Source organism: Peptostreptococcus anaerobius VPI 4330 = DSM 2949, assembly GCF_000381525.1.
Taxonomy (GTDB): Bacteria; Bacillota; Clostridia; order Peptostreptococcales; family Peptostreptococcaceae; genus Peptostreptococcus; species Peptostreptococcus anaerobius.
In genome coordinates, this window is record NZ_KB906628.1 from 18,429 (window position 1) to 32,388 (window position 13,960).

Annotated in this window: 21 protein-coding genes and 1 pseudogene; 19 read left to right on the forward strand and 3 right to left on the reverse strand. The window is 33.1% G+C overall.

Features of this window, described 5'->3' with window-relative positions:
* Positions 1-161 precede the first annotated feature (161 nt).
* From F823_RS0107340 to F823_RS0107365, 6 genes are all read left to right on the forward strand, one after another.
* Complete coding sequence (locus F823_RS0107340) at positions 162-1,040, forward strand: DMT family transporter (RefSeq protein WP_002843900.1); 879 nt, start codon at positions 162-164, stop codon at positions 1,038-1,040.
* 250 nt (positions 1,041-1,290) lie between these two features.
* On the forward strand, positions 1,291-2,529 hold the full coding sequence (locus F823_RS0107345) for a GspE/PulE family protein (protein WP_019595548.1): 1,239 nt from the start codon (positions 1,291-1,293) through the stop codon (positions 2,527-2,529).
* Entirely contained in the window at positions 2,498-3,547 is a 1,050-nt protein-coding gene (locus tag F823_RS0107350; RefSeq protein ID WP_002844925.1) for a type II secretion system F family protein, read from the forward strand. Before F823_RS0107345 ends, F823_RS0107350 begins: the two co-directional genes overlap by 32 nt.
* A 41-nt stretch (positions 3,548-3,588) precedes the next feature.
* On the forward strand, positions 3,589-4,077 hold the full coding sequence (locus tag F823_RS0107355) for a prepilin-type N-terminal cleavage/methylation domain-containing protein (protein ID WP_002844926.1): 489 nt from the start codon (positions 3,589-3,591) through the stop codon (positions 4,075-4,077).
* Between the two features lie 151 nt (positions 4,078-4,228).
* Positions 4,229-5,725 carry a hypothetical protein gene (locus F823_RS0107360; protein ID WP_019595549.1) on the forward strand — a complete coding sequence of 499 codons (1,497 nt, stop codon included), beginning with the start codon at positions 4,229-4,231 and terminating at the stop codon, positions 5,723-5,725.
* Between the two features lie 114 nt (positions 5,726-5,839).
* Positions 5,840-6,322 carry a hypothetical protein gene (locus F823_RS0107365; RefSeq protein WP_002844928.1) on the forward strand — a complete coding sequence of 161 codons (483 nt, stop codon included), beginning with the start codon at positions 5,840-5,842 and terminating at the stop codon, positions 6,320-6,322.
* 129 nt (positions 6,323-6,451) lie between these two features.
* On the opposite strand, the gene F823_RS0107370 is transcribed toward F823_RS0107365, so the two are convergent.
* Both F823_RS0107370 and F823_RS0107375 read right to left on the reverse strand, forming a co-directional pair.
* On the reverse strand, positions 6,452-7,726 hold the full coding sequence (locus F823_RS0107370; RefSeq protein WP_002844929.1) for an AI-2E family transporter: 1,275 nt from the start codon (positions 7,724-7,726) through the stop codon (positions 6,452-6,454).
* Positions 7,727-7,902: 176 nt separating this feature from the next.
* The gene (locus F823_RS0107375; protein WP_002844930.1) at positions 7,903-8,433 is read right to left on the reverse strand and encodes a site-specific integrase; all 531 of its coding nucleotides are present in this window, start codon (positions 8,431-8,433) and stop codon (positions 7,903-7,905) included.
* A 214-nt stretch (positions 8,434-8,647) separates the two neighbouring features.
* On the opposite strand from F823_RS0107375, the gene F823_RS0107380 reads away from it, so the two are divergent.
* From F823_RS0107380 to F823_RS10570, 13 genes are all read left to right on the forward strand, one after another.
* A complete protein-coding gene (locus F823_RS0107380; protein ID WP_019595550.1) occupies positions 8,648-8,812 on the forward strand; it encodes a type II toxin-antitoxin system HicA family toxin in 165 nt (54 codons plus the stop codon).
* Between the two features lie 7 nt (positions 8,813-8,819).
* The gene (locus F823_RS11430) at positions 8,820-8,942 is read left to right on the forward strand and encodes a hypothetical protein (protein WP_002844933.1); all 123 of its coding nucleotides are present in this window, start codon (positions 8,820-8,822) and stop codon (positions 8,940-8,942) included.
* Between the two features lie 81 nt (positions 8,943-9,023).
* The gene (locus F823_RS0107390) at positions 9,024-9,494 is read left to right on the forward strand and encodes a transposase (protein ID WP_002844934.1); all 471 of its coding nucleotides are present in this window, start codon (positions 9,024-9,026) and stop codon (positions 9,492-9,494) included.
* The gene (locus tag F823_RS0107395; RefSeq protein ID WP_002844935.1) at positions 9,487-9,711 is read left to right on the forward strand and encodes a hypothetical protein; all 225 of its coding nucleotides are present in this window, start codon (positions 9,487-9,489) and stop codon (positions 9,709-9,711) included. The genes F823_RS0107390 and F823_RS0107395 overlap by 8 nt, the downstream gene beginning before the upstream one ends.
* Before the next feature lie 11 nt (positions 9,712-9,722).
* Positions 9,723-10,154, forward strand: coding sequence for a phage portal protein (locus F823_RS0107400; RefSeq protein ID WP_242821678.1), 432 nt, complete (start codon positions 9,723-9,725; stop codon positions 10,152-10,154).
* Positions 10,141-11,364 carry a minor capsid protein gene (locus tag F823_RS0107405; protein ID WP_002844937.1) on the forward strand — a complete coding sequence of 408 codons (1,224 nt, stop codon included), beginning with the start codon at positions 10,141-10,143 and terminating at the stop codon, positions 11,362-11,364. The genes F823_RS0107400 and F823_RS0107405 overlap by 14 nt, the downstream gene beginning before the upstream one ends.
* Before the next feature lie 32 nt (positions 11,365-11,396).
* A complete protein-coding gene (locus F823_RS0107410) occupies positions 11,397-11,732 on the forward strand; it encodes a hypothetical protein (RefSeq protein WP_002844938.1) in 336 nt (111 codons plus the stop codon).
* A 5-nt stretch (positions 11,733-11,737) separates the two neighbouring features.
* Complete coding sequence (locus F823_RS0107415) at positions 11,738-11,974, forward strand: hypothetical protein (protein ID WP_019595552.1); 237 nt, start codon at positions 11,738-11,740, stop codon at positions 11,972-11,974.
* Positions 11,975-11,984: 10 nt separating this feature from the next.
* Entirely contained in the window at positions 11,985-12,296 is a 312-nt protein-coding gene (locus F823_RS0107420) for a YjcQ family protein (RefSeq protein ID WP_019595553.1), read from the forward strand.
* Between the two features lie 56 nt (positions 12,297-12,352).
* Positions 12,353-12,529 carry a crAss001_48 related protein gene (locus tag F823_RS11075; protein ID WP_019595554.1) on the forward strand — a complete coding sequence of 59 codons (177 nt, stop codon included), beginning with the start codon at positions 12,353-12,355 and terminating at the stop codon, positions 12,527-12,529.
* A gap of 173 nt (positions 12,530-12,702) precedes the next feature.
* Positions 12,703-12,915: a phage scaffolding protein gene (locus F823_RS0107430; protein ID WP_002844942.1), complete on the forward strand. Its 213-nt coding sequence runs from the start codon at positions 12,703-12,705 to the stop codon at positions 12,913-12,915.
* Positions 12,905-13,240: a phage scaffolding protein gene (locus F823_RS0107435; RefSeq protein WP_002844943.1), complete on the forward strand. Its 336-nt coding sequence runs from the start codon at positions 12,905-12,907 to the stop codon at positions 13,238-13,240. Before F823_RS0107430 ends, F823_RS0107435 begins: the two co-directional genes overlap by 11 nt.
* Before the next feature lie 17 nt (positions 13,241-13,257).
* Positions 13,258-13,758 (forward strand): major capsid protein, encoded by a 501-nt coding sequence (locus F823_RS10570; protein ID WP_019595555.1) that lies wholly within the window; start codon positions 13,258-13,260, stop codon positions 13,756-13,758.
* A 61-nt stretch (positions 13,759-13,819) separates the two neighbouring features.
* Here F823_RS10570 and F823_RS11545 read toward each other — a convergent pair.
* A pseudogene (locus tag F823_RS11545) lies at positions 13,820-13,960 on the reverse strand (IS256 family transposase); the annotation flags it as partial.

Here is a 13,960-nt window from a genome sequence, read left to right on the forward strand (position 1 = left end):
ATTAAACTTCATAGATCTATCCTTATCATAAGTCGAGGTATAGATCGGGAAAAACACCGGTTTTCCGGTGTTTTTCTTTTTAAAGAAAAACAGGCTGGATATAGATTTTATAATTAAAACAAGCTATAATAAAAATGTAAAGTAAATTTTTAGGAGGATTTATGTTTTTAGGAGAACTTACAGCTCTAGCGGCATCATTTTGTTGGACGATTAGTAGTAGTATTGTAGAGAGGAAAGGAAAATCATTTTCTGCCGTTTCAATGAATTTTGCGAGACAGGTGACGGCCTTAGTAACTATAGGATTATTAGTAGTATTATTTAATGGCATAGGAGCTATTGGAAACGTAGGATTCAACAACTTGTTTTTTCTAGCAATGTCTGGTTTGATAGGATTCTCACTAGGAGATTCTTTTTTAATGAGCGCATTTACACGAATTGGAGCTCAATTGACCTTGTTGATATTTTCCATATCACCTGTTTTAGCGGCTATTTTGGGTAGGATCTTGTTTGCTGAAAGGTTGAGTAGTAAAAGTATATTTGGAATGTTAATTGTTATTTTTGCTATAATGCTTGTAATAGCAAAGGGTGGCAATTCAAATATGAAGGTAAAAGGAGACCCTAGGGGCTTGGTTTTTGCATTCTTGGCATCTATTGGACAGGCGCTAGGGGTCATATTAAGTAAAGCAGGATTAGGTGATGTACCACCACTTGCAGCTACAGAGATAAGATTACTTGGTGGACTTATAGGTATAGTCATAATATGCAGTCTAGGCAGGAAATGGATGGATGTAAGAAGGATATTTACAAGTAGGCAGGGTTTAACTGTCAACTTTGGTAATGCCATTATTGGTACGACTATGGGGGTTGTGTTATCTATGTTCGCTATAAAGTACACTAAGGTTGCAATAGCGTCTACACTTATGGCTATGTCACCAATAATGATAATACCAGTGAGTAGGTTTTATTTTAAGGAAAATATTACTAAGGTTGAGATATTTGGAGCCGTATTATCAGTTATAGGAGTTGCCTTGTTAGTTTAGACATAGACCATGTATTATCAGTTTAAATATATGGCATGTATTGTTAGTTTGGAATAAATATTTAGACAGAAAGATTATTGATGATTAATTCTACTATTAAGTAAATCATTATTTGTATATAAAAGAGCATATTAATAGAGGTTTTCAAAATATGGAAATATCGCTATTAATATGCTCTTTTTTGGTTTAAGTTTTATTTATATTGACTATTAATATTTGGATATAATAAGTGGAAAATAAGGGGGAAAATATGGATAAGATACTATCTACAATAATACCAGAGACTTATGCAAGAAAAAACCTTGTATTTCCAAAAGAAATTGACAATGACAGAATTGTTGTCTTAATGGAGAATTATGATCTGGAGAAAATCAGTGATATAAAGAAGTTTTCAAAAAGAAAGGTTGATGTCGTAAAGTCGTCTAAAACTCAAATAAAAAAGTTGATAGATGATAATTATAGTCTTGATACAAACGAGATTAATGATGAAGTAAATATTCTTATGAACTCAATACTTGAAAATGCAATAAAAATGGGAGCTAGCGACATACATATAGAACCCAATTCTAGAGAAGTTAGACTGAGATATAGAGTTAATGGCGACTTGATTTTAATAGACAGGATGGTCTTAGATGATCTGCCCAAAATAGCAACACTAATAAAATTAAAGGCCTTGTGTGATATAACAGAAAAAAGATTGCCTCAAGATGGTAGGTTCAGGTACGAAGAGGGCACTTACAAGGTGGACATAAGGCTGAGTACACTACCTACAGTTTATGGAGAAAAATTAGTTCTAAGGCTATTGGACCACAATAAATTTATCAAGACCAAGGAAGAACTAGGTTTTTCCAAAAATGCCATCAAAAAAATAGACTCTATTATGAAAAGGCGGTGTGGGATATTAATTGTGGCTGGTGCAACAGGAAGTGGTAAATCATCCACTGTCTACTCTCTGTTAAATGGACTAAGAGGACAATCGATTAATATAACTACAATCGAGGACCCTGTTGAGTACAAGCTTGATGGAATAAACCAAATTCAGGTTAACAATAAGGCAGGTTTAAGGTTTGACACCGGTTTAAAGTCCATTTTAAGACAGGATCCAGACATTATTGTACTTGGAGAGATAAGGGACAAGGAAACAGCAGATTTGGCGATTAGGTCTGCAATTACAGGGCATTTTGTAATAACTACACTGCACACTAACGATGCGATATCGACCATATCTAGACTAAAGGATATGGGGATTGAACCCTACATGATAAACGCTGGTTTAATTGGTGTTATAGCTCAGAGACTAGTTAAGAAAAAACTTATTTACAATGGCTATGAGGGTGAAGAGAGGACATTGATATATGAAATTGTTGAAATAGGTCAAAAAATCAAAGATGGTATAAAGGCTGGTTATGACGATATAAGCCTAAGAAAAATTGCAATTGAAAATGGGATGATTACATATGAGGATTCTATCAAGGAAAAAAATAAATAGTAAAGAATTGAAAGTAATATCTAGTCAGTTATCAAGTATGTTGGGTTCAGGGTGCGATATAATCACCTGTTTAGAAATATTGATAACATCATCATCAAGAACGGTTGAAGAGGGTGTTAAAAGGACTCTTAGGTCTATAAAAAACGGTAAAACTTTGGCTGAATCATTTGCCTTATCAACTTATTTTACGAATTTTTTTGTTAATATGGTCAGGGCAGGTGAGATAAGTGGAAAAATAGACTATGTATTTAATAGGATGTCATTTTATTATGAGAGGCAGACCAAGTTAAGATCTAAGATTATTGGAGCCTGTCTTTATCCTATAATTTTACTAGTAGTTTCCATATTTTCTTTTGTCTTTATGCTTGTCTACGTTGTTCCTAACTTTGAACAGGCATTTGAATCCTATGACGGTATAAATATGGAAAGTATATTTATATTTAAACTATCAAGGTTCATAAGAGAATACTATTTACTTTTATTAATTTTATTAACTATAGGCATAATTTATTTGATAAAGAGTATTAGCAGTAGTGGTGAAATAAAAAACTATATTGATAGGTTGCTTTTTAAGCTTCCAAGAATAAGTAAGATAAATCAGATTTATATATGCGACCAATTTTCCAGAGCTTTATCTATACTTATAGCTAGCGGTGTCAACATAGAAGACTCTATTGATATAGCCACTAATACACTTGAGTCTAAGTATTTTCATACCAAGATGAACCTAGCTAAGTCATACATAGAGCTGGGGAGTCCGGTGAGCAAGGCCCTTGCAAAAACAGGGATTTTTCCTCAAGTATTTATATCTATGATGTTGGCTGGAGAAGAGTCTGGGTCATTTGATAGTAGTTTGGTTTCTATTAGTAAATACTATGAACAAGAATTGGATAGAGAACTTGAAAATGCAACAAGACTAATAGAACCGATTATGTTAGTAGTTATGGGGATAATGATTGGTAGTGTCTTGATATCAATCCTTAGACCTATGTTTGAGATGATATCTTCCATATCCTAGGAAGTTGGTTAAATATTATTATTTTAGATTGGAGGAGTATAGTGTTGTTTACTAAGGAAAATTGCATTAATCGAAACTTTAACTTTAAATTAGGAGAAAAAAATAATCGAAAATTATATTCTCAAGAATTAGCAAAAAACGCTGGAACTAATAATTATACTAATGATAAGAAAAAACCTGGATTTACACTGATTGAGATGATAATTGTTATTAGTATAATAGGGATATTAGCGGGTATAGTAGCTATTAGCTTTGGAGATGCACAGAAAAAGGCAAAATTAAATGCTGACTATGCAAATGCATCTAACCTAGCAATGGCTGCATATATGTCTTTGGGAGATGGTAAGTCAGAGACAGATTCTAAGGATCCTAAAAAGTTAAAGGACTCTAAATATATTCAAACTGTACCAAAACCACAATCTTTAAGTGGTGACTATGAGATTGTAATCGATAAGGGAGAAGTTACTGTAAAAGTTGACAAATCCATTTTTTATCCAAAACCAGACGCAAGTTCTGCTGAAAATCAGTAGCAATTAAAATAAGTGGTACTTAAAATAAGTAATACTTAAAATAGGTAGATCATAAGCGGTAATTTAACTAAATAAATCTTAAGCGCCGCAAAAGCTAAGTAAATCATAAGTGATACTTAGAATAGGTGGGCTTAGACAAGGAGGTTCTATAATGGACAGGAAAAAACTTAAAAAATTATATTTATTATTTGAAACCAATGGATATAGGATAATAGAAATGGAAGGTAAGAATAAGTTTTGTAAGGGAATTTTCTGTCCTTATAGATTCCTTGATATAGGAGGTAACTTCGACAAGCAGATCTCATATGAAATTGGGAAAAATATAAAAAGCAGTATTGAAAACTTAAAAGATATAGAGAGTGTAACCTTTGTATGTCAGGGGCTTGGAGAAATTTGTAAGGAGATAGATGTCCCTGTTAAGGCTAAAAGGAGGGAGATACTCGAAATTATAAACTTTGAAATGCAGCAATTTTATAATATCTATACAGAAGACTATAAGATATCATATAAGGATAAAAATTTAGGTCTTGATAAAAAAATAGGAAGGGACTTAGATGAGTTAGATCACCAAATTAAAAAAATTAATATTACCCTATTCCCTAAAGCACTTATAAAATTTATGAAGGATATAGCGGAATTTATAGGACTAAAAATCGATGAAATAATACTCGACTTGGATCTTATAGAGGCATATATAGGAGGTATTTCAGCTAATGAAGACAAGTATTCAATTTTAGAAGCAAGGGAAAGAGATATAGTTTTAGCTGTGGTTGAAAATTTCAATATAGTAAAGTCGCTAGTAATAACAGAGGAAATAGATGATAACTTACTTAGATTTCTTGAAGAAAATGGATGTATTAAGTTAATAGGAGATATTCAAAATCATCTTATTGGAAATTTAAAAAATCTAAAAATATCAGATGTCACAGATACCTCAGTTCAAGACTTGTTAGAGATATATGTTAGTAAGAAAGATGTAAATAGAAAAAAGTTTTTATCAGATTTAATTTTTATAAATAAATATAAAAATACTAGTATATATAGGGGAGATAAAGAAGTCTTGCCTTATCAAGCCATAGCAATTAACATAATTTTCATTGCCCTATTTATAGTACTACTTACGTCATTTTTAAACTACAATAGACTCCAAACTAGTTTATCAGAACTGGATAATATAGAGAAAAATAAGCTAATAAAAACATCAAAAGATGATATATATTCAGGTAAGTCTAAAGAAAATATTTACGGTGTAGATTTTGAAAAACTAGAGTCTATTATATCAATTTTAGGTGATAGGATCATATCACTAAACTCAAGTAAGGACGAAACTGAAATAGAGTTTAGGGTAGGTAGTAAAAAAGAACTAGACACTATAGTGTCTAATAAAGAATTTAAATCAGCTATATTAGTATCGGTATATGAAAAAGAGGATAAGTTACAGATAGAAGAAAGGGTAGTGGTTGAAGAAAAGGAAAACCCTGAAGAAAAGCAAAACCCTGAAGAAAAGCAAAATCCTGAAAATGCTGACGGTGAAAACAAGGAAGAGAATGAAAATACTCTTAAAAAAGAAAAAACAGTCAAAAGAGAAAAAACAATTAAAAAAGAGAAGCTAATAAATTACATCTATGTTAAGGCTAAGTTCAAGTAATTTAGGAGGATAGGATTTATAAGATTAATACAATACTTAGTGAACAATATTAGGCAAGGTAAGGCAAAGTAAGAAAATGCTTAGTTATATAATTATGAATGAGGTGTAGACAATATGAGTATACTAGGAAAAAATAAAATTGGTGCCAAAAGTGAAGATAGGACAAGATTTAAAATAAGGTTACTCGCAAAGAATAGGATAAATCAAATTATAGCCCTAATGTTAGCAGTGTTAGTACTTATAAATATTTTTCTTGCAAGGCCTATAAAAAATAAGATTCAAGATACGGAAAATATGATCAAGGAAACCCAACTTGCTGATGAAAATCTAGGAGTTAATAACTACTCTGGAAGGATAAAATATAAAAACCTAGGTGAGGATATAAATTTCTATAAATTAATTTCAAATAATAAGTCTTTATGCAGCATGGAAGTCAAGGAAGTTGACAGAAATGTCTTGTATAAACTTAAATTTAATAAAGATAAGTTGGATTTTAAAGACTTTATAATAAACTTAAAAACTTATGGCAAGAGTGTTTGTATCCATAGGGTGAGTTATGGAGATGGGGTTTATGATATAGAAATATATAAAAAATAGGACCAGGCAAATTAGGCTGTTCCAAAAATCTAGGTTAGTAGTTGATTTTAAGCCTTTATTTTGGATAGCGAACTTGCAAGGTCCTTTATTTTACAGTGTTAGAGATTTTTAATCGTCTGACGGATATTTCTATTGGTCTTTATTTATAGATAGGTTTTCTATTTCTATATTTACATCGTGTTTATTTTCTTGGTTTGTTAGAACCTCAAGTTTAGGGTCTAGATTTTGACAGATTGTACTGCAGTCGCAATCACCATCATCGTTGGGGTCTTTTGTCATGTCTTCAATAAAGTTTTCAACCCTGTCGGCAATTTTGGTTGAACCGCTATTGACCTGGTCTTTTAATATCTTGTATATTACAGCCGTTACCGGTACTCCGAAGAAAATACCAACCATATTGAATAGTCCGCCACCTACTATTACAGATACTAGGACCCACATACCAGGTAGACCTACTGAAGAACCTACAACCCTTGGATAGATTACATTGCCTTCAATCTGCTGCAATACCAACAGGAATATTATAAATACCATGGCCTTAAAAGGACTTACCGGTAGCAACATCAAAAATCCAAATATACATCCCAAATATGCTCCAACCATTGGCACTAGTGCAGTTAGTCCAACGAATGATCCAACCATGCTTGCATACGGAAGTCTAAGTGCTGCCATACCAAGTGTACATAGGACTCCCAATATAATGGCCTCTATAAACTGACCTGTAAAGAAAGCCTTAAATGTAGAGTTTGACACATCAAAGAAATAATACATAGGTTTGATTATTCTCTCAGGGATAAACTTTTTAAATAGTTTATCAAATTGTCTAGTGAGAGTTTCCTTGCTAGATACTATGTATATAGCCAATATACTAGCCATTACGACACTTGCCAAAACTCCAAATACTGAATTTACAAGGGAGAATATACCACCTGCCCAAGCGCTTACAGTTTCAAACCCCTTATTTGCTATTTCCTGGACATTGAGATTTGTAGAAGATAAGTTTTCTTGAGCTGAAGGTATTATCTTAATTATTTCTTTTTTGACAATCTCATATATATCAGGTAATTGTACTACAAAAGTTGCTAATGAATTTTTAACCTCTGGAACTATCAATTTCATAATCAAAAAGACAAGGGAGAAGGATATTAATAAGGCAAGCACGATTGAAAGCATCCTCTTGATCTTATTCATAAACTTATTGTCTATCCTTGAAAGTAGTTTGTCCTCTATAGGTGTCACTATAGTATTTAGGACAAAGGCTATAACGCATCCCATCATTATTGGGCTCAAGACCTCCAAAAGTATACCTAAATTATTTAAGATATTTGTAAAGTTGAGTATTACTAGGGCCAGAAAGGCTATTAAAAAAATTGTTTTTATTGTAGATATTCTATTTTTGTCCATATTAACTCCTTATATTTTTATTTTGAATAATATATTTATACCCTTTTATATAATACATTACTTATTTTTTAAATACAAGTAGTAAGTTATATGGTAAAATATACTATATTTTATTTATACATTGAAATTTCAATGTTTTATGGCATATTCATTTTTTGATGGGGGTGTTATGGGGGTTAAAGTATGTCCAATTTTTTAAATACCTCATATTCACGTTGTTTTTTATTCTCAGTTATATGAATGTATATTTGTTTTGTTATTCCATCATCTTCATGCCCTAATCTTCTTTGTATCATGTCTAATGGAAGCCCCATGTCAGCCAGTATACTAGCGTGAGTATGTCTATAGATATGTAACCTTATAGGATATATACCGTGTTTTTCTAGAACTTTACGTACACTGGTATAGTACTGATGTTTACCTAGAGTGTTAGGAAATACGATATTTGAATTTATTCCGTTAATACGTTTTAGAAGTTTCATCTCATTTGTTATCTGAACACATCTAGAATTGATACCAATAGTTCTAATAGAAGCTTTACTTTTAGGAGTAGTTAGCTTAAAGTCGGTGTAATTCTTTGTAACCTCAAGTTTGTAATCGTGAATATCATCATGAGTAATTGCTAGAGCTTCCCCAATCCGTAGGCCGGTAACATGTGTTATTATGATATCGTGGAAGTATAAAGGAGAGCCATTAAATAAATTCATATAATCTCTAGAGCGAGAGCTTTTACTTCCACATTGATTGGTAGATACATTTTAAACCTCCTTTAATTTTTATATGTTATTCGGGAAAAGATAGCTTAGCACTGAGTAGAGATGTGGTAAAAATACTTGGGCAAAAGGCTATCTTTTTTTGTTGGAACATATTGGCAAGATACGTATAAATACGTATAATAATAAGTGTAAGGAGGTAGCACAAATGCCAATGACGTCTAAAGAGATGATTAAACTTCTAAAAGACAATGGATTCGTCGAAGTTAAGGGCGGTAAAGGGTCTCATAGAAAGTTTGAAAATCCAAAAACCGGTAAGGCTACTGTAGTACCGTTTCACTCAAAGGACTTGAAAAAAGGAACCGCTGTATGATGATTTTTTGGGAAAAAAGAAATTCCCAAAGGCCACTTCAATAGAGGATGTGGTTATAGAAAAGGCTAGAGGTGTTAATTTTTCACAAGTGTTACAGGATGCACTAAGACAAGAATTTGATATAGATTAGAGCAAGGGACTCCTAACAGGGTCCTTTTTTAATATAAAAGTTGGGTAAAACGAAGAAAAGTTGAGAAAGGTGGTGAGCCTGATGGCAAAAGGTAAATATCAAGAATGGCTAGAGCCTGGGGTCTTGCTGAAACTTGAGGGTTGGGCTAGAGATGGCCTGACAGATGAACAAATTGCAAAAAATATGGGTGTTAGAACATCTACATTATACGACTGGAAAAAGAAATATTCGGAGATTTCGGAGTCCTTAAAAAGGGGTAAAGAAGTTGTTGATAGACAAGTTGAAAATGCCTTGCTAAAAAAGGCACTAGGGTATAGTTATACCGAGACAACAAGAGAACTAGTTGGAACAAAGATGCTTGTTACTAAAGAAATTGTGAAGGAAGTACAACCAGATACTACAGCACAGATATTCTGGCTAAAAAATAGAAGGCCTGATATGTGGAGAGATAGAAAAGATTTTGAAACAAAGGTTGACGTAAATCAACAGGATCCTTTTAAAGATATGACTAAGGAAGAGCTACTAAAGATAGCTAGTGTTGAAGATGGATAGAGAGCTGATAAAACAAAGGGCAAAAATAGAACTTGCAAGGCGTGAGTTCTTTTTTTATTGCAACCTTAAGGCTCCAGACTTCTACAAGCCTAACAGAAAATTCTTAGTTGATTTATGTAACGAGCTTCAAAGTTTCTATGAGCAATCTGACTATGATGTATTGATCATTAACGAACCACCCAGACATGGAAAGTCAAGGACATACTTGAAATTCTGAAAAAGGCATTAATAGAAAATGCTAAGTCATTTGATGCAAAAGATGAAAGGCTAGGAGCCAATCCTAATCAGATGAACATCCAGTCTATGTATTCAGATATTGACCTCGACTCTAATGATATAGAAACAGAATTTAAGGCATCATTTGAACAACTAACAGAATTTATAAAAATGTACCTGGAGGCAACTACTGATTATAATTCATCAGACAAGGACAAGATAGACATAATATTCAACAAGGATGTACTAATCAATGAGTCGCAGGTAATTGAGGATATAAACAATAGCATGGCTTTACTGTCTATGGAAACGCTGATAGAAAATCATCCATACATTGATGACCCGGCAAAAGAGCTTGAAAGAATTAAATCCGAAAGGGCTGAGCAAGAGCCAGTAGAGATAAATACATATGGCCTAGGTGGTGAGCCAGATGGCGAAGAATAAAAATACTGAGTACTGGGAGAAAAGAGCCTTAGAGCTTGAAAAGGTTAAGGATACCAGGGGTAGAGCAACTCAAAAAGACCTGCATAAGATAAACTTAGATATATCTAAGAGGATGAAAAGAAATATCCATTATTGGGTCAGTAGATTTGCTAGGGATAATGAACTCACATATGCTGAGGCAATGAGGAAGCTATCACCTGAGGAGATAAAAGAGTTTAGAATGGATGTTGATGAGTATGTAAGGGAAGCTAGTAAAAGTACTGATGAAACTCCGGATGAATGGCTACTTAAGATTGCTAATGCTAGTACAACATATCATTTGACTAGGTTGGAAATGTTAAAAATACAGTTGATTAACTCAGTAAATGAGCTAATTAGCAAAGAAAATGACTTAATCTTTAATTTCTTGGAAGATTTATACAAGGATATATATTACAGGAATACTTATGATATTGCTAAGGGTATAGGTGCAGAGCTTAATTTATTCACTCCAAATGAGTATGCAGTAAAGCTTTTAGTTAAGAAACCTTGGACTAAAGATGGTTTAGAGTTCTCTGAGAGGCTCTGGGGTCCTCATAGAGATAAGTTAGTTAAGGAGCTGGGTGAATCCTTAAAAGACTCAATAGCACGTGGAGAAAACGCAATAAAGCTGTCTGAAAGACTGGCTGAGACAATGGGGGCTAGAAAAAATCATGCAGAGGCTTTGCTTCACACTGAGTCAGCGAGAATTGCAGAAGAGGCAAGATTTGATAATTATAGAGATTTAGGAGTAGAGAAGTACATCATAGTAGCCACACTAGACCATAAGACATCATCAATTTGTAGGGATATGGACGGCAAGGCATTTTTAGTAAAAGATAAAAAAGTAGGGGCGAATTATCCACCTTTTCATGTTAGATGTCGTACCACTACAGCTCCATATGACTTAGACGAACAATACATAGGTGAAAGAGCTGCTAGAGACAAGAATGGTAAAACAATCTACGTGCCCAAGGATATGACATATAAGGAGTTTTACAAAAAGTATATAGAATCAGACGAAGATTACAGTGCTGTAGAAAAAGCTTGGAAGAATAGGCATAGTGACAAAAAATCACATGAAAAATATCGTAAAATCTATGGAAAAGATATACCTAAATCATTTGAAGATTTCCAGAAATTGAAGTATAATGATGTTAACAAATGGGAGTCTTTGAAAGCTGAAAAATAGATAGAATAAAGGCTCTTGATTATAATGAAAAATTGGATAGGACTTTCTCAGACTTAGAGGTTAGGGTTTGGTATGATCACAAAGACAAAGGTATTGGAGCATTAATTGACACTTCAAAACCAATAAAAGAGCAGGCAATACAGGCTTGTAATTTAAGAAATATGTATAGAACTCAAGCTAGGGAAATGATGAAAAATCAAGTAAAGCGAAGGAATTTGGATGTAACAGACCCAAATAAAACTTTTGAAGAGTTGTTGGAAAGAAAGAAGTTGAAATATGGATTAGAAGGAGAAGAAGCATACAAAGCTATAGTTGCTAGTAGCATGAAAGCTAATCCTAAAGTTAATAAGATGTTTGGATTGGAGTGATAGTAGTGTATGAATATGGAATATGTCCACAAGCAGATAGGGATATTTTTGATAAACAATGCCTAGCGATTGAGAGAAATATTAAAGACCTACAAAAAAACAATTTAGAAGAAGTTGACGTTGATGGACACCTGATTCAAAAGTATACTCTTCAAGGAAAAAGTGTTGAGGTACATCTCAATAAATATCTAAATGAGGTTTATATAAAATCAGATATAGAGTTAACACAATTTTTCGAATAGAGGTGATGTGATGGATAATATGAAAGTAGTTTATAAGGTCCTTGCGGAAGTTGATAAACAGATGGATAATATAGATTTTGATGAATCTTTTATCAAAAATTTAAAAGTAAGCGATAATAGAATTAATAAAATAATTGAATCTTTGGTAGAAGATGGTTATTTAACTGGAATAAAGATATCAAAATCAAAAACAGGTAATATAGTGATGTTTATAAACCCTAGGCTAACAATCAAAGGGATGGAGTTTCTACAGGAAAACTCAACAATGCAAAAGATTAAGAATGGTTTGAAGGATGTTAAAGACATAACGCCGTTTATATAAGCACTTTAACGATAAATGTTGAGGTGCTTTTTAAGTGCGGAAAGAGAGGTAAAAAGATGAATTACATTGAAAGAATGGAACAGGAATATATAGAGCTTACAGGAAGGGGGGAAAAACTGTACAAAGCTATAAAAACGCTTGAAGGTCTTACACCTGACGAGTTAGGGTTAATGTATGCGCAATATTATTCTATAAAAATTATGAAGAAATATTGTCAAGAAGAATTTCATTAGCGAAAGAACTAAAGAAAGTTATATAACGGATTTTAACGTTTTTTCGACATATAAATCTCGTCCTAGACATGACGCTAAAAGGTCTTATTTTTATGTCTAAATTCGACAAATAAGTCGTTAAAATAAACCTTCGCAGTCGTATCTGCGTAATAAAAACGAAAAGGAGTATAGCAATGAAAAGAGAGTTTTTAAAGAATCTTGAATTAGAAGATGACGTGATTGATAAGATCATGGCTGAACATGGAAAAACAACGAAGAAGTATCTTGATAAGATTGATGCTAAGGACACAGAACTTGGAACTTTACAAGGAGAGCTTAATGATGTCAATGACAAGCTAAAGTCATTTGATGGAATTGATCTTGATAAGCTGAAAAGTGAGGCGTAAGTATGAGGGTGTACTTACTGAAAATGCTATAAATGATTATTTCAAGGATACTAAGTTTACATCAGAACTAGCAAGAAAGGCCACTATAGCTGAGTTTAAGGAGCAGAAGTTTGAGTTAAAAAACGGTAAGTTTACAGGTGCTGATGAGTTCATGGAAAAGTTCAAGAAAGAAAATGAGACTGCATTTGTAAAGGATGGTGCAGAACCAAATAAGCCTCCAGTTAAGGGATTTACTCCAGCGGGTACTGGTGGCGCAGATCCATCAGGTGGTCAGCAGCCTAAATCACTTGCAGATGCAATCAAAACAAAGTTAAGCGGTGAATAGGAAGAGAGGAATAGTAAATGGCAGTAACATTAGAACAAGCAAAATTAAACGTACAGGATGACCTGCAGTTAGGTGTAATTGACGAGTTTAGAAAATCAACGTGGTTATTCGATAACCTTATATTTGATGATGTAGTATCAGCTACAGGTGGAGGTGCTACGTTAACTTATGCCTATACTAGGCTTAAGACACAGCCTACAGCAGGATTCAGAAATGTAAATGAGGAATATGCAACATCTGAAGTGGAAAAGCAGAGATTCACAGCAGACTTAAAAATCTTTGGTGGTGGATTCAAGGTAGATAGAGTAATCGCAAATATGGGCGGAATAGCTGATGAGGTAGCTTTACAGATGGCTCAGAAGATAAAGGCAGCGGGGGCGTTATTTAATGATACAGTAATCAATGGTGATTCAGCCGTAGACTCAAAGTCTTCTTCTATGGCTAATCTGCCGATTAGGCAGTTAAAAAATAAATATTTGATTATTGGGAAGGCTGGTGAAAATCCAACCTTCCTTTAATTTATAATATAACTTAATTTTTTGCATGTCAATAAAAACTGCTATAAAGTCAGTTTTAAATCTAGTAACTTATGCGTTCTTCGAACATGATTGATAGCTCTCCGAATATAGAACCCCAATTTCTAATAGGGTGAGTCCATTTTTTGCTTATTTTTTCTACTGATAAAAATAAAGCTTTTTCCAAAGAAGATTTAGTCGGGAA